Annotated in this window: 16 protein-coding genes and 2 pseudogenes; 6 read left to right on the top strand and 12 right to left on the bottom strand. The window is 58.9% G+C overall.

The features are described from left to right. Positions 1-39 precede the first annotated feature (39 nt). Positions 40-273, bottom strand: a pseudogene (locus tag LOY56_RS25075) (cation:dicarboxylate symporter family transporter); the annotation flags it as partial. A gap of 211 nt (positions 274-484) precedes the next feature. Between LOY56_RS25075 and LOY56_RS25070 the strand changes: the two are divergent. Further along, positions 485-1,552 (top strand): haloacid dehalogenase-like hydrolase, encoded by a 1,068-nt coding sequence (locus tag LOY56_RS25070; RefSeq protein WP_258617962.1) that lies wholly within the window; start codon positions 485-487, stop codon positions 1,550-1,552. 193 nt (positions 1,553-1,745) lie between these two features. On the opposite strand, the gene ilvD is transcribed toward LOY56_RS25070, so the two are convergent. The 5 genes from ilvD to LOY56_RS25045 all read right to left on the bottom strand — a co-directional run bounded on the left by ilvD (position 1,746) and on the right by LOY56_RS25045 (position 8,745). Further along, positions 1,746-3,587, bottom strand: coding sequence for a dihydroxy-acid dehydratase (ilvD, locus tag LOY56_RS25065; protein ID WP_052964965.1), 1,842 nt, complete (start codon positions 3,585-3,587; stop codon positions 1,746-1,748). A 257-nt stretch (positions 3,588-3,844) separates the two neighbouring features. Beyond that, positions 3,845-5,065 carry an MFS transporter gene (locus LOY56_RS25060; RefSeq protein ID WP_258617961.1) on the bottom strand — a complete coding sequence of 407 codons (1,221 nt, stop codon included), beginning with the start codon at positions 5,063-5,065 and terminating at the stop codon, positions 3,845-3,847. Then, positions 5,058-6,035: a diiron oxygenase gene (locus LOY56_RS25055; RefSeq protein ID WP_258617958.1), complete on the bottom strand. Its 978-nt coding sequence runs from the start codon at positions 6,033-6,035 to the stop codon at positions 5,058-5,060. The genes LOY56_RS25060 and LOY56_RS25055 overlap by 8 nt, the downstream gene beginning before the upstream one ends. Next, the gene (locus LOY56_RS25050; RefSeq protein WP_258617955.1) at positions 6,032-7,111 is read right to left on the bottom strand and encodes a SagB/ThcOx family dehydrogenase; all 1,080 of its coding nucleotides are present in this window, start codon (positions 7,109-7,111) and stop codon (positions 6,032-6,034) included. The genes LOY56_RS25055 and LOY56_RS25050 overlap by 4 nt, the downstream gene beginning before the upstream one ends. Before the next feature lie 437 nt (positions 7,112-7,548). Next, on the bottom strand, positions 7,549-8,745 hold the full coding sequence (locus tag LOY56_RS25045; RefSeq protein ID WP_007897847.1) for a class I SAM-dependent rRNA methyltransferase: 1,197 nt from the start codon (positions 8,743-8,745) through the stop codon (positions 7,549-7,551). A gap of 259 nt (positions 8,746-9,004) precedes the next feature. Here LOY56_RS25045 and LOY56_RS25040 point away from each other — a divergent pair, with 259 nt between their 5' ends. The 3 genes from LOY56_RS25040 to LOY56_RS25030 are packed head-to-tail and all read left to right on the top strand — an operon-like array spanning position 9,005 to position 11,038. Continuing rightward, positions 9,005-9,817, top strand: coding sequence for an HDOD domain-containing protein (locus LOY56_RS25040; RefSeq protein ID WP_258622882.1), 813 nt, complete (start codon positions 9,005-9,007; stop codon positions 9,815-9,817). A 30-nt stretch (positions 9,818-9,847) separates the two neighbouring features. After that, positions 9,848-10,660: a bifunctional DNA-formamidopyrimidine glycosylase/DNA-(apurinic or apyrimidinic site) lyase gene (gene mutM, locus LOY56_RS25035; protein WP_258617954.1), complete on the top strand. Its 813-nt coding sequence runs from the start codon at positions 9,848-9,850 to the stop codon at positions 10,658-10,660. Between the two features lie 54 nt (positions 10,661-10,714). After that, the gene (locus LOY56_RS25030; protein WP_258617951.1) at positions 10,715-11,038 is read left to right on the top strand and encodes a multidrug transporter; all 324 of its coding nucleotides are present in this window, start codon (positions 10,715-10,717) and stop codon (positions 11,036-11,038) included. A gap of 39 nt (positions 11,039-11,077) precedes the next feature. On the opposite strand, the gene LOY56_RS25025 is transcribed toward LOY56_RS25030, so the two are convergent. The 4 genes and pseudogenes from LOY56_RS25025 to LOY56_RS25010 all read right to left on the bottom strand — a co-directional run bounded on the left by LOY56_RS25025 (position 11,078) and on the right by LOY56_RS25010 (position 13,672). Continuing rightward, positions 11,078-11,329: a YfhL family 4Fe-4S dicluster ferredoxin gene (locus LOY56_RS25025; RefSeq protein WP_003195146.1), complete on the bottom strand. Its 252-nt coding sequence runs from the start codon at positions 11,327-11,329 to the stop codon at positions 11,078-11,080. A 162-nt stretch (positions 11,330-11,491) separates the two neighbouring features. Continuing rightward, the gene (coaD, locus tag LOY56_RS25020) at positions 11,492-11,971 is read right to left on the bottom strand and encodes a pantetheine-phosphate adenylyltransferase (RefSeq protein WP_095052503.1); all 480 of its coding nucleotides are present in this window, start codon (positions 11,969-11,971) and stop codon (positions 11,492-11,494) included. A 149-nt stretch (positions 11,972-12,120) separates the two neighbouring features. After that, positions 12,121-12,234 (bottom strand): annotated as a pseudogene (locus tag LOY56_RS27100) (twin-arginine translocation pathway signal protein); the annotation flags it as partial. Between the two features lie 7 nt (positions 12,235-12,241). Beyond that, positions 12,242-13,672, bottom strand: a complete 1,431-nt coding sequence (locus LOY56_RS25010; protein WP_258617933.1) for a coniferyl aldehyde dehydrogenase — start codon at positions 13,670-13,672, stop codon at positions 12,242-12,244. A 142-nt stretch (positions 13,673-13,814) separates the two neighbouring features. Between LOY56_RS25010 and LOY56_RS25005 the strand changes: the two genes are divergently transcribed. After that, positions 13,815-14,486, top strand: coding sequence for a TetR/AcrR family transcriptional regulator (locus LOY56_RS25005; protein WP_258617932.1), 672 nt, complete (start codon positions 13,815-13,817; stop codon positions 14,484-14,486). A gap of 45 nt (positions 14,487-14,531) precedes the next feature. Then, positions 14,532-15,386 carry a sulfurtransferase gene (locus tag LOY56_RS25000; RefSeq protein WP_258617931.1) on the top strand — a complete coding sequence of 285 codons (855 nt, stop codon included), beginning with the start codon at positions 14,532-14,534 and terminating at the stop codon, positions 15,384-15,386. Between the two features lie 215 nt (positions 15,387-15,601). Here the strand turns inward: LOY56_RS25000 and LOY56_RS24995 are convergent, their stop codons facing one another. Then, positions 15,602-16,432, bottom strand: a complete 831-nt coding sequence (locus LOY56_RS24995; protein ID WP_258617930.1) for an AraC family transcriptional regulator — start codon at positions 16,430-16,432, stop codon at positions 15,602-15,604. 3 nt (positions 16,433-16,435) lie between these two features. Then, positions 16,436-17,446 carry a hydrolase gene (locus LOY56_RS24990; protein WP_258617929.1) on the bottom strand — a complete coding sequence of 337 codons (1,011 nt, stop codon included), beginning with the start codon at positions 17,444-17,446 and terminating at the stop codon, positions 16,436-16,438. Between the last annotated feature and the right edge of the window lie 3 nt (positions 17,447-17,449).

Below are 17,449 nucleotides of genomic sequence, written 5' to 3'. Positions count from 1 at the left end.
CGCCTAATGACCGTTTACACAAACCTCAGGACACCCTCCTTAAGCGTGAGCCAACTCCGAATGCTCATCCGCCTCCAGCAACGCTTTATCCGTCTGCTGCATCATCTGGCTGGTAATCGCCCCCGCCGTAATCGAACCACTCACGTTCAACGCCGTACGCCCCATATCAATCAACGGCTCAACCGAAATCAACAACGCCACCAGTGACACCGGCAAACCCATGGCCGGTAGCACGATCAGCGCGGCGAAGGTCGCGCCGCCACCGACCCCGGCCTTCCGGGGCTTGCCGCGAACGGGGAAGCCTAACAGCTTGAAAACTAATGAATTAATATCAAAAAAATATGGTTTCCGTCGTTTTTGGAATAAGGGAGTGTCGCTGTCGGAGATGCAGTTGGCGCAATAGGAACGCGGGCGGTCGCTGACAGACGAGGACTGTCACACTTATTTGTTAGCGTCGATTTCTTTGAATCAGGGAGAAGCGCCGATGAAGCTCGCACCGAAATTTCTGGCTGTCGCACTTGGATTGAGTTTGGGCTTTGGCCTTGCCGGCCAGGCGTTCGCTACGGACCTGAAGCACTGGCCTGCCGATCAGGCCAAGGCGCTGGATGCGATGATCGCGGCCAACGCCAACAAGGGTAACTTCGCGGTGTTCGACATGGACAACACCAGCTACCGCTATGACCTCGAAGAGTCCTTGTTGCCGTTCATGGAAAACAAGGGCCTGATCACGCGCGAGAGCCTTGATCCCTCCCTGAAACTGATCCCGTTCAAGGACACGGCCGACCATAAGGAAAGCCTGTTCAGCTATTACTATCGCCTCTGCGAAATTGACGACATGGTTTGCTATCCATGGGTCGCCCAAGTGTTTTCCGGGTTCACGCTTCAGGAGCTCAAGGGTAACGTCGATGAGCTGATGGCGTCTGGCAAACCGGTGCCGAGCACTTATTACGAAGGCGATGTGGTCAAGACCATCGACGTCAACCCGCCGAAAATCTTCACCGGTCAGAAAGAGCTCTACAACAAGCTGATGGAGAACGGCATTGAGGTCTACGTGATGACCGCTGCCTCCGAAGAATTGGTGCGCATGGTCGCTGCCGATCCGAAGTACGGCTACAACGTCAAACCACAGAACGTGATTGGCGTGACCACGATGCTCAAGGACCGCAAGACTGGCGAACTGACCACGGCGCGTAAGCAGATCACTGCCGGCAAGTATGACGAGAAGGCCAACCTTGGCCTCGAACTGACCCCGTACCTGTGGACCCCGGCAACCTGGATGGCCGGCAAGCAGGCAGCGATTCTGACTTACATTGATGAATGGAAAAAACCGGTCCTGGTGGGCGGCGATACCCCGACCAGCGATGGCTACATGCTGTTCCACAGCGTCGACGCATCCAAGGGCGGCATCCATTTGTGGGTCAATCGCAAAGACAAATACATGACTCAGATTAACGGCATGATGGCCAAAAACGCAGCAGCCCAGGCGAAAGAAGGCTTGGCGGTGACGGCGGACAAGAACTGGGTGATCGTTAAACCGGAAGAGATTCAGTAAGACCGAGTCGCACCCATCGCGGGCAAGCCTCGCGGATCTTCGGTGATGATCGTTCCCACGCTCTGCGTGGGAATGCAGCCCGTGACGCTCCGCGTCACTAGACGCGGAGCGTCCCTTGAGGCATTCCCACGCGGGAGCGTGGGAACGATCTGCCCCGCACTTGGCGGGGCATTTTTGTTTCTGCGACTGAGGCTTACAGCCCGTCGAGCATCGCCTTGTTACGTACCGCACCCTTGTCGGCGCTGGTGGCCAACAGGGCATAGGCTTTCAGCGCAGTGGTCACTTTGCGTGGACGCACTTCCACCGGTTTCCAACCTTTCTTGTCCTGCTCGACACGGCGTGCGGCCATTTCTTCATCGCTGATCAACAGGTTGATCGAGCGGTTCGGAATGTCGATCAGTACCTTGTCGCCATCCTGCACCAGGCCGATCGCGCCGCCAGCAGCGGCTTCTGGCGAAGCGTGGCCAATGGACAGGCCCGAAGTACCGCCAGAGAAACGGCCGTCGGTGAGCAGGGCGCAGGCTTTGCCCAGGCCTTTGGATTTCAGGTAAGACGTCGGGTAGAGCATTTCCTGCATGCCCGGGCCGCCTTTCGGGCCTTCGTAACGAATGATCACGATGTCGCCGGCCTTCACTTCGTCGGCGAGGATGCCGCGTACGGCGCTGTCCTGGCTTTCGAAGATCTTCGCGTTGCCTTCGAAGACGTGGATCGACTCGTCGACGCCGGCGGTTTTTACCACGCAGCCATCCAGAGCGATGTTGCCGTACAGAACGGCCAGGCCGCCTTCTTTCGAGTAAGCGTGTTCGACACTGCGGATGCAGCCGTTTTCACGGTCGTCGTCCAGGGTTTCCCAACGGGTCGACTGGCTGAACGCGGTTTGCGTCGGAATGCCCGCCGGGCCGGCCTTGAAGAAGTGATGCACGGCTTCGTCGGTGGTCTGGGTGATGTCCCACTTGGCGATGCCTTCAGCCAGGGATTTGCTGTGCACGGTCGGCAGGTCGGTGTGCAATAGACCGCCACGGGCCAGGGAACCGAGGATGCTGAAGATCCCGCCGGCACGGTGCACATCTTCCATGTGGTACTTCTGGATGTTCGGCGCGACTTTGCACAGTTGCGGCACATGACGGGAGAGACGGTCGATGTCGCGCAGGTCGAAATCGATCTCGGCTTCCTGGGCTGCGGCCAGCAAGTGCAGGATGGTGTTGGTGGAACCGCCCATGGCGATGTCCAGGGTCATGGCGTTTTCGAACGCCTTGAAGTTGGCGATGTTGCGCGGCAACACCGACTCATCGTTCTCGCCGTAGTAACGCTTGCACAGCTCGACGATGGTGCGGCCGGCCTGCAGGAACAGCTGTTCGCGGTCGCTGTGGGTGGCCAGGGTCGAACCGTTGCCCGGCAATGCCAGACCCAGGGCTTCAACCAGGCAGTTCATCGAGTTGGCGGTGAACATGCCGGAGCACGAACCGCAGGTCGGGCAAGCGCTACGCTCGTACTCGGCGACTTTCTCGTCGGATGCGCTGGAGTCGGCGGCGATCACCATGGCGTCGACCAGATCGAGACCGTGGCTGGCCAGTTTGGTCTTGCCGGCTTCCATCGGCCCGCCGGACACGAAGATCACCGGGATGTTCAGGCGCAGGGCGGCCATCAACATGCCCGGGGTGATCTTGTCGCAGTTGGAGATGCAGACGATGGCGTCGGCGCAGTGGGCGTTGACCATGTATTCGACGGAGTCGGCGATGATCTCGCGGCTCGGCAGCGAATAGAGCATGCCGTCGTGGCCCATGGCGATGCCATCATCCACGGCGATGGTGTTGAATTCCTTGGCGACGCCGCCGGCCCGTTCGATTTCGCGAGCGACCAGTTGTCCCAGATCCTTGAGGTGCACATGGCCCGGTACGAACTGGGTAAAGGAGTTGGCAATGGCGATGATCGGCTTCTTGAAGTCGTCATCTTTCATCCCCGTGGCGCGCCACAGTGCGCGGGCACCGGCCATGTTGCGGCCGTGGGTGGATGTTTTCGAGCGGTAATCAGGCATGAAGCACTCCGGGCGGCTAATCAGGTATCAAAAGGGAAGTGAGCTTCTATTGACGTCTGGAACACTCAGAAATGGCCGTGTGTCCGGAAGTTGCCGATAACTTTGCGGGATCGCCGCGCGCTTCAGCTTGAGCTCATAAACCCGCCGGGGGATGAATGGCGATGAATCTCGCGATTCTACACCGGTGGCGTCAAGAGGGAATGCCGGAAAGTGTTGAACCAGCGCTGATGGCGCGTGTGGGGTGACGATCGGCCGGATTATTCGGTGCTTGGGCTGGCTCTTGGGCTTTTGGCTCGACGATTGATACGACTGTTCAGCGCCAGCGCCGCGCTGCTCAAAATGATGAAACTGTATCCAAGAGTGGATTGCAGATTGGCCGGGCTCAGGCTGATGAGCGCACTGATCAATCCACCGCAGATGAAAGTCACCGTGCTGCCGGCCGACGCGGAGGTTCCCGCATTTTCAGGGAACAGGCTCATGGCTTTGGAACTGGCGGCCGGTCGAGTGATGGTGGTGCCGGCGGTACAGATAAGCATCGGTATCAGGACGGTGATCGGGGACAGCGCAAAGTGGCTCGCGAGGTAAAGCATGATGAGGCCAGACAGCAGGATCAGGCTCAACCCGCTGATGATTTGATGGCCGGGACTGATGCGTTTACCCAAGAGAGTCGCCACCATGCCTCCGACAATGTAGGCGCCGCCGTACATCAACAGAATCAGCGAGAAGTCATAGGCCGATAGCTGGAGTTGATCCATGAAAATCAGCGGCGAAATGACGATGAACGAAAAATGGCAGGCGAAAGCAAAGGCAGAGATCAACCAGTAGGGCAAGAAGTCGGCATCACGCAGGACCCGACCATAAGACTGGAGGATATTCGGCCGGGCTCCAGTTACCACCGGACGGGTGTTTTCGAGAAACAGACAGGCTTTGAGCAGTACCACGCCAGCCACTGCGATAAACATCCCAAAGCTGCCCTGCCAGCCCAGCGTGGCTTGCAGGAATGTTCCGGCCAATGGCGAGACCGAGATGAAAATGCCGCTGGCGGTGACCATCAGGACCCGCAACCGGGTACGTTCCTCACCCTCGAACAGATCCTGCACCAGCGCTTGTGACAGCACGAAACACCCGCAGCCCAAGGCTTGAATGACACGGAACAGCAGGAAGTAGCCATAGTCCGTGGTCAATAGGCAGCCCACTGCGCCCAGCATCGAAACGGTTATTCCGGCGAGCAACAGTCCTTTGCGCCCGATCACATCGGACAGCGGCCCGAGCAGCAGTTGAGAGGCCGCTATGCCGATGGCAAATAGACTGACCGACAGCGCAATATCGGCCCGCGTGTTGCGAAAGTGTTCGGCGAGCGCAGGGAACGAGGGAAGCAGGACATCCAGCGGGAACACGCCAAGCAGCACCATTGCCAACAACAGGCTGACCTTTCCTCGGCGGTGTCTGGAGGTTGCAGCAGAGTGGCCTTCATCCATCGATCAGTCCTGCCTTCATGAATAGTTGCCGGTTGTAAGCCAGATCGAAGAAACCGGCCTTCTTCAGAGCCTGAAGCATTGCCTCGGCGCCGGATCGCGCACGGACAAGGGTGGCTTGGGGGCTGGTCAGCTCGCCGAGAACTTCCGTGACGGCTGTCTCGCCGACCCCCGCGCTGTGCAGGCTTTCCCGCAGCCAGCGCTCATCGGCTTCGAAGAAAATCCGGATGCAGTCCATCAACAGCCTGGCGGCGAATAGGCGTTGGCGGCTGTTCAGCGTCAGCCACAGGTAATGGAACACTTCAGAGAAATAGCGACTGTGGCGCGCCTCATCCGCAAGATGATCCCTGAGCATTGCCTGGACGCTGGACACCAGGTCGTCACGGCAGGCGTCGAGCAGTTCCCTGGCAATGATCGTCTCCGACACGAACCCGACGAGAAACCAGGCCAGCGCTCGGTGCTTGTCAGGTGTGCGCTCGAGCAGGGTGTTCAATCGCGTGATGCGCTGCGGCATGACCGGGCGCAAGTTGATCCCGTAGAACCCGGCAATCTGCTCGGCAAGGCTATTGGAGAACAGCGCGTGATAACCCTCGTCGGTATAAAGCTGAAGCGCGGCAGTTTTCATCCGCGAAGGAATGTTGACCTTCAGTTCGCCGTGGATGATGGTTTCCACGGAACGGTTGACGATGCGATGTTCGAGCACGGTGGTGTAGTCGAGGAAGTACACCAGATGATTGGCCGACAGCCGATGGATGACGGTTGGACCTAGCGCCTTGATAGCCGGGTGATTCAGGTAAGCCAGGAAACCTGGGGGAAACCAGTGACGTGTTTCCAGTTGCTGTTCCAGGTCTGGCGGTAATAGATAGTCATGCTCGCTGGTTCGCACCGACGCGCGGGTATTCCAGTCGCCGAGGGTGAAACAATGAGCCCATGAAACGGGGCGGTCCAACGGGTCAATGGTGGGATGAGTCATTGTTGCGGCTCCCGACTGCTCAGCAGTTCTTTTAATTCCTTACACATCACTTGCCCTTCGCTCTGCCCGCAGCCAACAAAAAACAAGGGTTGTTCCGCGCTGTTCTCGAGCCCCAGTAACATTTCGACCTGATCGTCCGTCAGCGCTCCGGTCAGCCACGTGTTCAACCCCAGAGCAGTGGCCACCAACTGGAACGTCTGGGAAATGTGCCCCGCCTCCACGAAGGCCATGCGGTAGGCTCGCGAGTGTTCATATTTCCACCACAACTTGTCGAAGCGAGCGGTAATGAACAGGCCCACCGGCAGGTTATTGATGAAATGTTGCCCACACAGCAACTGCCCCAAGGGCGAGGAAGGTATCGGGTTGACAAAGCTCAGTGCATGATCGATGGGATGGTAGGCGTAGAGCCCGGGATTCAGGCCGTTGACGTTTTGTACAAGAAGAAAACCTTCGCAAGCATTCAGTCCGCCACCGGACGGGCTGCTGCGCCGGGCACCGAGACCTTCGACGATGGTTTCGTCGATGTCGTTGTCACGCTCATGTAAATAGCCCAGGGACAGGTAAAGCAGTGTGCTGACATCCTTCAGTGAAACCGCTGCATCCGTGAAAGTGCGGCAGGTTTTTCGACTGACCAGGACATTGGCAAGAGCACCTTCGGGTGGGCAGGCAGGTTTTGGCAGGGCAATCAACTCACCTGCATGGCGTTCTGTAAGCCTGGCGTGCGGCGCGGGAGCGGCCAGTACTTCGGTGCAATGGTCCAGATAGTGTCGGGACCATTCATGGATATTCTGAGGAATATGTACGCAGGGGATGTTCTTGGTGCCGATATGAAATATTTTCGACAGTTCATCCCAGCCCCATTCAAGAGTGTCTTGTATTGAAGTGGTCAGTATTCCAGCGTTAAAAAGTTGAGTGTCGACTATGTTGCTGTCGTTATACAGTTCGGGGTCGCTGATAAGTTGTGCGAGCCGGGTTGAATATTCAAGATTGAGTTCAAATTGTTTGTGATTTTTGTAATCCCAGACTATTTGTCCGGGCGTACGGGGAAGTATGAACAGGTATGGATTTATCTGCATGATGGGCCGTTCGCTCTGGGCTGTGCCATAGAAAACGCTGGGTAGCCGGCACTCCCCAGCGTCTCATTTACTTAACGGGCTTTTGGCGCAACCAGAAAAGCCAGATTAGCGATCTTGTTAGCTTCCAGAGTAATTGCTTTCATGTTTTGAACTCCTTGTTATTGATAGTGAGTGTCACTTCGTGGTGACAACTTAATCATAGGCCGTAATGAGTTCTTATCAAGGGGATATTAAGTAGGAATATTCCAGTAATTTTGTCGGAGCGATCTTGGGTTTGGAGGAAGTTTGTAAGTCGTATTCTTTAAAGTAGGATCTGCAGGGAAACGTCCTGCAAGCCAGTAGGACTGCAAGAGTAAGACGTTGAGGGCGAAAAGTAGATTTTGTGGGAGCAAAACGGCTGACGGAGAGCCTGTTGGCTCCCCGTCAAACCAGCACACTCAGCTGTTTGGCAACAAACGGCAGGTAATGCTCTTGATGTAGCGGGTCTCGGCAATGGCCGGGTGTACCGGGTGATCCGGGCCCTGACCGCCGCGCTCCAGCATCTGGATGTTGCGGTCCAGGTGACGGGCACTGGTCAGCAGGATGTTCTGCAGATCATCTTCCGGCAGGTGCATCGAGCATGAAGCGCTGACCAGGATGCCGTCCTTGCTGAGCAGGCGCATGGCTTGCTCGTTCAGACGACGGTAAGCACCTTCACCGTTTTTCATGTCTTTCTTGCGTTTGATGAAGGCAGGAGGGTCGGCCACGATGACGTCGAAACGTTCTTCGCTGGCTTTCAGTTCCTTCAGGGCTTCGAACACGTCGCCTTCGATGCAGGTCATTTTTTCGGCGACGCCGTTCAGTGCGGCGTTGCGCTCGACCCCGTCGAGGGCGAAGGCCGAAGCGTCGACGCAGAACACTTCACTGGCGCCGAAGGCAGCCGCTTGAACGCCCCAGCCGCCGATGTAGCTGTACAAGTCCAGTACGCGTTTACCTTTGGCGTAAGGGGCCAGACGCGCGCGGTTCATGCGGTGGTCGTAGAACCAGCCGGTTTTCTGCCCCTGGATGACGGGCGCTTCGAATTTCACGCCGTTTTCTTCCAGCGCGACCCACTCCGGCACCAGGCCGAACACGGTTTCGACGTAGCGGTTGAGGCCTTCGGCATCACGGGCGGCGGAGTCGTTCTTGAACAGAATGCCGCTTGGCTTGAGCACTTGGGTCAGTGCCGCGATCACGTCATCTTTGTGAGCTTCCATGGTCGCCGAGGCGATCTGCACCACCAGGATGTCGCCGAAACGGTCGACCACCAGGCCTGGCAGCAGGTCGGAGTCGCCGTAGACCAGGCGATAGAACGGCTTGTCGAACAGGCGATCGCGCAGGGACAGGGCCACGTTCAGGCGATGCACCAGCAGCGACTTGTCCAGCGGCAACTTGATGTCGCGTGACAGCAAGCGGGCGCAGATCAGGTTGTTCGGGCTCATGGCAACGATGCCCAGCGGCTTGCCGCTGGCGGCTTCGAGGATCGCTTGGTCGCCGGCCTTGAAACCGTGCAAAGGCGTAGCGGCTACATCGATTTCGTTGCTGTAAACCCACAAGTGGCCGTTTCGCAGGCGACGGTCGGCGTTGGCTTTGAGGCGCAGGCTAGGCAGGGACATGACGTCGCTCCGGAAAAAAGAGCGGGAGTATAGCGTGTTGAGATCCAGGATAGGCCGGCGACTGGACATGTGGCGAGGGAGCTTGCGCTGTGCCCGGAAGAGGGCCTGAGCATTTGCGGATGAAACTTCAAGTGATCTACCGGCCAATGTGTCGGATCGAACTTTATAAAGGTTAGAATCCCCGCCTGACCCGGAGTGCGTACTGATGTCCCAAGAACTGACGACCGAACAGATTCAACAGTCCCTGCAAGGCATCAGCGTGCCGGCCCAGCCGCAGATCATGGTGGATCTGCAGATGGAGCAATACATGCCCGACCCGGACCTGGAGGTGATCGCGAAGCTGATCTCCCAGGACCCAGGCCTTTCCGGCGCCTTGCTGAAAATCGTCAACTCGCCGTACTACGGCTTGAGCAACAAAATCACCGCGATCCAGCGGGCAGTGAACCTGTTGGGCAGCCGTTCGATCATCAACCTGATCAATGCGCAATCGATCAAGGGTGAGCTCAACGACGACGCCATCGTCACCCTCAACCGTTTCTGGGACACGGCACAGGACGTAGCGATGACGTGCCTGACCCTGGCCAAACGCGTCGGTGTCCAGGCCGGTGATGAAGCCTATGCGCTGGGCCTGTTCCACGATTGCGGCATCCCGTTGATGCTCAAGAAATTCCCCGATTACATGAAAGTGCTGGAGCAGGCCTATGGCACCGCCAGCGCCGAATGCCGCGTGGTGGATACCGAGAACAAAAATTACAACACCAACCATGCGGTGGTCGGGTATTACACCGCCAAGTCCTGGCGCCTGCCGGAACACGTCACCCAGGCCATTGCCAACCATCACAATGCCCTGGCCATTTTCAGTGATGAATCGTCGCGCAACACACCACTGAAAAACTTGCTGGCGCTCCTGAAGATGGCCGAGCACATTTGCGCCTCCTTCCGGGTGCTGGGCAACCAGTCCGAAGACCATGAATGGAACAGTGTCGGGCCTCTGGTGCTCGATTACATCGGTCTGTCGGAATACGATTTTGAAACCCAGAAACAAGAGATTCGCGACCTCGCCACTCGTTGAGTGTCGAACCTCGCCTGATTCGAGAGCCCCATGCCTGAACTGCCGGAAGTCGAAACCACCCGCCGCGGGATAGCGCCGCACCTGGAAGGCCAGCGCGTCAGCCGGGTGATTGTGCGTGAGCGCCGTCTGCGCTGGCCGATCCCCGAAGACCTGGATGTGCGGTTGTCCGGCCAGCGCATCGTGCTGGTGGAACGGCGCGCCAAGTACCTGTTGATCAACGCCGAAGTCGGCACGCTGATCAGTCATTTGGGGATGTCGGGGAATTTGCGGCTGGTAGAAGCCGGCATGCCGGCGGCCAAGCATGAGCATGTGGACATTGAACTGGAATCGGGCCTGGCCCTGCGTTACACCGACCCGCGACGTTTTGGCGCGATGCTCTGGAGCCTGGACCCGCTCAACCATGAATTACTGATTCGCCTCGGGCCGGAGCCATTGACCGACCTGTTTGACGGCGAGCGTTTGTTTCAGCAATCGCGCGGACGTTCCATGGCGGTCAAGCCGTTCATCATGGACAACGCGGTGGTCGTCGGCGTCGGCAATATCTATGCGACCGAAGCGCTGTTCGCCGCCGGTATCGATCCCCGGCGCGAAGCCAAGAGCATTTCCCGGGCTCGCTATTTGAAGCTGGGAATCGAGATCAAACGCATCCTGGCCGCCGCTATCGAACGCGGCGGCACCACGCTACGGGACTTTATCGGTGGTGACGGTCAACCGGGTTACTTCCAGCAGGAACTGTTCGTGTACGGCCGTGGTGGTGAACACTGCAAGGTCTGTGGCACAGCACTGCGGGAGGTCAAGCTGGGGCAGCGCGCCAGCGTCTTTTGTCCGCGCTGTCAGAGCTGATCCTGCCTACGGTCTATAGTCAGTGTTCTGACTGCCTAGCCGAAGGACCGTGCCATGAATCTGTTTCGAACCCTTGTCGTTACGCTGCTGCTGAGCGTCGGTGCGTCCGCGCTGGCGGCTGAAAACGGCAGCGGCGATCCGCGTTACACCATCCAGAACCCACCGGCCTACGCCATGCTTGGCGATTTACTGATTGCCCGACCATTGTTGGTGGTGGCGACCGTGATCGGTGCCGGCGCGTTTGTGCTGTCGTTGCCGTTTACCGCACTGGGTGGCGGCATTGGCGATGCGGGGCAGGCGTTGGTGGTCGACCCGGCGAAAGCCGCATTTGTGCGGTGTCTGGGGTGTATCGGGGAAGGGTTTGAGCAGCGAGAGTGAGCTCTAAGAGCTTCGGCGCCCTGACAGGCGCCGAATGACTCAAGCCTTACCGGTGATCTTGCGGTACTTCTCCATCAACTGCTCTTCAGTCTCCGGATGAGCCTCGTCCAGCGGGATGCAATCCACCGGGCAGACCTGCTGGCACTGCGGTTCGTCGTAGTGGCCAACACATTGTGTGCACAGATTCGGGTCGATCACATAGATCTCTTCGCCCTGGGAGATGGCGGCGTTCGGACACTCGGGTTCGCAGACGTCGCAGTTGATGCAATCGTCGGTGATGATCAGGGACATGCTAACTCCAGCCGGGGCGGCAGGCCCGGGCGCAATAAATCAATGCGCACAATTGTGCCGCATTGGCGCCCGCAGTGCACGCGGGCGCGATCAAGTGCAGCGATCGAAGATTGCGGCAGCCGTAAAAGATCGTCCGAACGCGGCCCGAACCTTCGGTAGCTCCTACTTTTTAAAGCGTAGGGTAAGGGCGTCGGCCACCACCGGGTGGACGAACTTGGTGATATCGCCGCCCAGGGCTGCGATTTCACGGACCAGCGTCGAGGAAATGAACGAATAACGCTCGGATGGGGTAAGAAACAGGCTTTCCACGTCCGGTGCCAGTTGGCGGTTCATGTTGGCCAGCTGGAATTCGTATTCGAAGTCCGACACCGCGCGCAAACCACGCAGGAACACGTTGGCATTCTTCTCTTTGGCGAAGTGCGCGAGCAGCGTCGAGAAACCGACGACTTCAACGTTCGGCAAATGTTTGGTGACCTCGCGGGCCAGCTCCACGCGTTGTTCCAGGGGAAACAGCGGGTTTTTTTTTGGGCTGGCGGCGACGGCGATGATCACGTGATCGAACAGGCGCGAGGCGCGTTCGACCAGATCGCCATGGCCCTTGGTAATAGGGTCGAAGGTACCTGGGTACAACACTCGGTTCATCGCGTCGTCCTGGCGGGAATCCGTTGGGGAGTCGGATGGTATCGCAGCCTTCCCGGTCGGCCAAGTCGCCTGTTGGGTAAGAAAGCACTATAGACGATGGGAATATTCCGCGTTTTCATGGATTTTTCAAACGTCGGGCCAGCAAAGTGGCCAATTGCGCCGTCAGCCGAAGAGCAGCCGCTGAGGCTCGCGCCTGATCCGGCCGGGGCCATAAACGCACGGGCGCCGAGGCTGAATTTAAGCAGGTCGCGCGGTGACAGCACGAGATCGTTAGCGGATAAACAGCTTCTGGATCAGTTTCTGAATGGATTTGCCATAGGGTGGATAGATCAGTTTTGCCGCATTGAAGCGCTGTTTGATCAACACGCCTTTGGCCTTGCTGAAGGTCAGAAAACCCTCGTGGCCGTGGTAGTGGCCCATGCCCGAGGCACCGATGCCGCCAAACGGCATGTCGTCCTGAGCCACGTGCAGCAAGGTGTCATTGAGGCAAACACCGCCGGAATGGGTTTCGTGGAGGACGCGGTTTTGCTCGCGCTTGTCGTAGCCGAAGTAATACAGCGCGAGCGGACGAGGGCGTTGGTTGATGTAGGCAAATGCTTCGTCGAGATCCTTGTACGGCACGATCGGCAGCAGCGGGCCGAAAATTTCGTCCTGCATCACCGTCATGTCGTCGCTGACGTTGAGCAGCAGGCTATGACTCATGCGCCGCCCCTGGCCCTGATCGAACAGCGGAATCAGCAGCGCGCCCTTGCTGGTGGCGTCGCTGAGGTAGCCGTTGAGCCGCGCCAGCTGCCGGTCATTGATGATGGCGGTGTAGTCCGGGTTGTCGGCCAGCGTCGGATAAAACCCGCGAACCGCCTGACGATAGGCTTCGACGAAAGAGCCGACGCGGTCTTCCGGCACCAACACGTAGTCCGGGGCGACACAGGTTTGCCCGGCGTTGAGGGTCTTGCCGAAAGCGATGCGTTCGGCGGCGTCCTTGAGTGGCACATCGCGGGAAACGATGGCCGGGGACTTGCCGCCCAGTTCGAGGGTCACCGGCGTCAGGTTCTCGGCTGCCGCGCGCATCACGTGTCTGCCGATGCTGGTGGCGCCCGTGAACAGCAAGTGATCGAACCGCAGCCGCGAGAACGCCACACCGATATCGGCCTCACCCAGCACCACGCAGACCAGGTCCTGGGGGAAAACCCTCCCCAATAATTCCTTGAGCAGCAAACCGGTGGCCGGGGTCGATTCGCTGAGTTTGAGCATCACCCGGTTGCCCGCTGACAACGCACCCACCAACGGCCCGATGGCCAGGTAAAGCGGGTAGTTCCACGGCACGATCACGCCGACCACGCCCAACGGCTGATAAACCACTTTGGCCGACGCGGGTTGAAAGGCGAGACCGACTTTGCGTCGCGAGGTTTTCATCCAGTCTTTGAGGTGCCGGCTGGCGTAGTGAATGCCGTGCAGGCTGGGCATCAGTTCGGCGAGCAGGGTTTCATCGGCGCTGCGGTGACCGAAGTCCTGGTTGATGGCGTCGATCAGGGCCTGACGCTCATTGCTCAGCAGGTCCTGCAACGAGTTTAGCCATTGCTGGCGCTGAGCCGCCGGGGGCATTGGGTTGCCTGAATATGCCGCGCGTTGCGCATCGAATAGCGTTTGAAGATCGTCCAGAGGCTGCTGCGGATTTTTCAGGTAGGCGATGTCAGCAGGCATGGTCGGCTCCGGGTTTATTCAGCGACTTTTTTAGAGTCTATGCTCTAAGGTGTCAAATACTCTTCTGGTGCAGCTTTGTTTTATCCCTTCGCGGATAGGTCGTAAGATGCCTCTCACCGCACTCTGAATTAAAGCTCAAGCCATGGCCCCTCGGATCAAAACCAGCGAGCGCATCGTGCAGAACAGCCTGGAGCTGTTCAATCAACAGGGCGAGCGCAGCATCAGCACCAACCATATCGCTGCCCACATGGAGATTTCCCCGGGCAACCTGTACTACCACTTCCCCAACAAGCAGGCGATCATCGCCGTGTTGTTCAGTGAGTACGAAAACCTGGTGGACAGCTTCCTGCGCCCACCTCAGGGGCGCGCCGCGACGGTCGACGACAAGCGCTTCTACCTCAAGGAATTGCTCTCCGCCATGTGGCGCTACCGCTTCCTGCATCGCGACCTCGAGCATTTGCTCGACAGCGACCCCGAGTTGGCCGCCCGTTACCGGCGCTTTTCCCAGCGCTGCCTGATCCAGGGCACGCACATCTACGCGGGCTTCGTCGAGGCGGGCATTCTGTGCATGGACAAGGTTCAGATCGAATCCCTGACCCTCAATGCCTGGATCATCCTTACCTCATGGGTGCGCTTTCTGTGCACCACGCGGGAAAACTCCAACCATCTGAGCGAACAGGCCATCAAACGAGGGGTGTATCAGGTGTTGGTGCTGGAGGCCGGTTTTGTCACGGATCAATCTCGCGATGCGGTGAATGCGCTGTTCGAAGAGTTTTACGTGCCGCTGGCCCAGGCGCTGGAAGAAGTGGGATAAAGAGTGCAGTAGGATTGTAGACAGACAACCTCACAGGAGCCCGTTATGCCCATTGCGCAACTGATCAGCCCGCAAGCGTTGGACCGGAAAAAGGAGGCGCCGGGGCTGGTGATTCTGGATTGTCGTTCTGCCCTCGAAGACCCTGATTACGGTCAGCGCAGCTACGCCGAAGGGCACATTGCCGGGTCGAGCTTTGCCGATCTGGGGCGTGATTTGAGTGGTGCGGTGGTCAAGGGGGTGACTGGGCGTCATCCGTTACCTGAGTCCGCCGACTTGATCGAACGCTTTCAAGCCTGGGGCATCAACGCCGACAGCGAAGTGGTTTTGTACGATGACGGTCCCGGTGCCTACGCGGCGCGGGCCTGGTGGTTGCTGGCGTGGCTGGGCAAGCGCGATGGCGTGTTCATTCTCGATGGTGGGCTGAAAGCGTGGCACGCCGCCGGATTGCCCCTGAGTCTTGATCCGCCGTCGGTTACCCGTGGCACCTTCACCGGCACGCCGGATGCTTCGTTGGTGCTCAGTGCCGAACAACTCCAGCAACGTCTCGGCCAGCCCGCATTGACCTTGCTCGACGCCCGCGGCTTACCGCGCTTCAAGGGCGAAGTGGAGCCGATCGATCCAATTGCCGGGCACATCCCCGGCGCACAATGTGCCGCGTTCACCGATAACCTGGGCAGCGACGGTCGGTTCCTGCCGGCCGAACAGCTCAAGCAACGGTTTGCCGCAAAGCTCGGTGATCGTTCACCGACGGAGCTGGTCGCGTATTGCGGTTCCGGGGTGACCGCCTGCCACAACCTGTTTGCCTTGTGCCTGGCGGGTTATCCGTTGGGGTCGTTGTATGCCGGGTCGTGGAGCGAATGGATCAACGATCCCGCGCGAGGCGTCGCCAAGGGCGAGTAAACGCCAAACCCTGTCGGAGCGAGCCTTTGTGGCGAGGGGGCTTGCCCCCGTTGGAGTGCGAAGCACTCACGAAGCGAGCGGATGCGGTGCTTCAGTTAGACCTCGTCGTCCGATCTGCGACTGCTTCGCAGCCCAACGGGGCGATGCGGCGTTCCGACAAGCCCTCTCGCCACAAAGGCTCGCTCCCATATGGTTAATAAGGTGCTCTTGAGATTTCACAGCTGCCGCGCGCTGCGATACGCCCCCGGTCCTACCCCGTAAACCTGTTTGAATTGCCGACTCAGATGGCTTTGATCGGCAAAACCCAGCTGCGTCGCGACCTCCAGCGGCAGGCAGCCGCGCTGTAACAGCGCTCGTGCCCGGGCGATACGCTGTTGCATCAACCAAGTGTGTGGCGGCATACCGGTGGCTCTGCGGAATACTCGGGCGAAGTGGAAGGGCGACAGGTTCACCGTCGCCGCCAGTTCTTCCAGCGAGGGCGGCGCCGCCAAGCGTGATTGCAGCAGTTCCTTGGCCAGGGTTACCGCCCGGTGTTCCTTGCCAGGGTTGTTGGCGATCGGAACGGCTGCGTGACGTTGCAACAGCGACAGCATCATTTCCCGCCAGACCGTTTGCTGCTGCAGCGCCATGGACGGACTCTCCAGCAAGCAATGCAGTTGGCAGAATCCCTTCACCAGATCCGGATCGCGATACAGCGTGGCGCCAAACGCCGGCAAGGTATCGGTCGGCAGTTCGAGCTCGTCCAGCAGTGAAAGAATCTGCCCGCTGTCGGGATAAAACGCCCGATACAACCAACCACCTTCCGTTCCTTTGTGGCCGGTGTGCAGTTCATCCGGGTTGATCAACACCAGTGTGCCGCTGCCGGCCAGATGCTCGGCGCCTCGATAGCGATAACGCTGGGCGCCGGCCATGATCATGCCGATCACATAGCCGTCGTGCACGTGGGGGGTGAAGCGTTGTTCGATGTAGCGTGCGGACAACAACTCGACCCCAGCCAACGGCGCCGTTTGCCAGAAGTGAATCGATTCGCCCTGATCCAAATCCATGGGTTACTTGCGTCCTGTGGTGGCTAGCCATTGGGGAATGCGCCGTTCCAGGTAGTAACCCGGTTGCCGAAACGAGCCCTCGACGAAGCCGACATGCCCACCCTTGGCCTGCAACTCGAATTGAGTGGAGGCAGACAATTCGTCGGCATGCGGCAGGCTATGAGGAAACACAAACGGATCATCGGCCGCCTGGATAATCAGGGTCGGTGTGCGAATCTCCCCAAGGAAATAACGACTCGACGCGCGGCGATAATAATCCGCGGCATCGGCGAAACCATTCAGCGGCGCGGTCACCCGGCCATCGAAATCCCAAAAGGTGCGCATATTCTCCAGCGAGCCCAGCGCCGCCAATGCCGCCAAGCCATCCTGATGCCCTTCATGCTGAAACCTGCGCTGCTTGTTCTTGATGTAGGCGACCATCTCCCGCATGAAATGCGCCTGATAGAACTTGGAAAAACCCTGGCTGATCCGATCGGCGCAGTGATCGAGGCGAAACGGCACGGACACCGCTACTGCGCCAAGCACACCGCTGTTGCTGCCGGTTTCGCCCAGATGCTTGAGTAACACGTTACCGCCCATGGAATAACCGACCGCGTACAGGGGCGCGAGGGGGCGCTGGGTCCGCAGGTGTTTGATGGTTTCCGCCAGATCTTCACTGGCCCCGGAATGGTAACTGCGCGGCAACAGATTGGGTTCGCCGGAACAGCCTCGCCAGTTCAGCGCGACGCTGGCCCAACCTTGGGCGCCCAGAGCCTTTTGCATGCCCGCCACGTAAGGCGAATTCGATGAGCCGGTCAGGCCGTGCAGCACTAACACCAGTGGCACATTCGCGCTGTGGGGGCCGTGCCAGTCCAGGTCAAGGAAGTCGCCGTCTTCGAGCCATAAACGTTCGCGCTCGCGGTCCAGGTGAGTGGTTTTGCGCCATAGCGGTCCCCACAGGGTTTGTAAGTGCGGATTGCCCAGGCCGTAGGCGGGCGTGAAGGCGGGGTTGAAGCGTTCTGGCAGATGGGACACGAT

The organism is Pseudomonas sp. B21-048 (assembly GCF_024748615.1).
Classification (GTDB): Bacteria; Pseudomonadota; Gammaproteobacteria; order Pseudomonadales; family Pseudomonadaceae; genus Aquipseudomonas.
The sequence above is the reverse complement of the archived record's forward strand: the minus strand, read 5'-3'. Positions and strand labels throughout refer to the sequence as shown.

What these genes read in the sequence shown, in the direction of transcription:
- ilvD (WP_052964965.1), bottom strand. Translation starts at nt 3,587, where the DNA reads ATGCCTGATTACCGCTCGAAAACATCCACCCACGGCCGCAACATGGCC.
- mutM (WP_258617954.1), top strand. Translation starts at nt 9,848, where the DNA reads ATGCCTGAACTGCCGGAAGTCGAAACCACCCGCCGCGGGATAGCGCCG.
- LOY56_RS25005 (WP_258617932.1), top strand. Translation starts at nt 13,815, where the DNA reads ATGGCCCCTCGGATCAAAACCAGCGAGCGCATCGTGCAGAACAGCCTG.
- LOY56_RS25030 (WP_258617951.1), top strand. Translation starts at nt 10,715, where the DNA reads ATGAATCTGTTTCGAACCCTTGTCGTTACGCTGCTGCTGAGCGTCGGT.
- LOY56_RS25025 (WP_003195146.1), bottom strand. Translation starts at nt 11,329, where the DNA reads ATGTCCCTGATCATCACCGACGATTGCATCAACTGCGACGTCTGCGAA.
- LOY56_RS25050 (WP_258617955.1), bottom strand. Translation starts at nt 7,111, where the DNA reads ATGCAGATAAATCCATACCTGTTCATACTTCCCCGTACGCCCGGACAA.
- LOY56_RS25060 (WP_258617961.1), bottom strand. Translation starts at nt 5,065, where the DNA reads ATGGATGAAGGCCACTCTGCTGCAACCTCCAGACACCGCCGAGGAAAG.
- LOY56_RS24995 (WP_258617930.1), bottom strand. Translation starts at nt 16,432, where the DNA reads ATGGATTTGGATCAGGGCGAATCGATTCACTTCTGGCAAACGGCGCCG.
- LOY56_RS25070 (WP_258617962.1), top strand. Translation starts at nt 485, where the DNA reads ATGAAGCTCGCACCGAAATTTCTGGCTGTCGCACTTGGATTGAGTTTG.
- LOY56_RS25000 (WP_258617931.1), top strand. Translation starts at nt 14,532, where the DNA reads ATGCCCATTGCGCAACTGATCAGCCCGCAAGCGTTGGACCGGAAAAAG.
- LOY56_RS25010 (WP_258617933.1), bottom strand. Translation starts at nt 13,672, where the DNA reads ATGCCTGCTGACATCGCCTACCTGAAAAATCCGCAGCAGCCTCTGGAC.
- coaD (WP_095052503.1), bottom strand. Translation starts at nt 11,971, where the DNA reads ATGAACCGAGTGTTGTACCCAGGTACCTTCGACCCTATTACCAAGGGC.
- LOY56_RS25055 (WP_258617958.1), bottom strand. Translation starts at nt 6,035, where the DNA reads ATGACTCATCCCACCATTGACCCGTTGGACCGCCCCGTTTCATGGGCT.
- LOY56_RS25045 (WP_007897847.1), bottom strand. Translation starts at nt 8,745, where the DNA reads ATGTCCCTGCCTAGCCTGCGCCTCAAAGCCAACGCCGACCGTCGCCTG.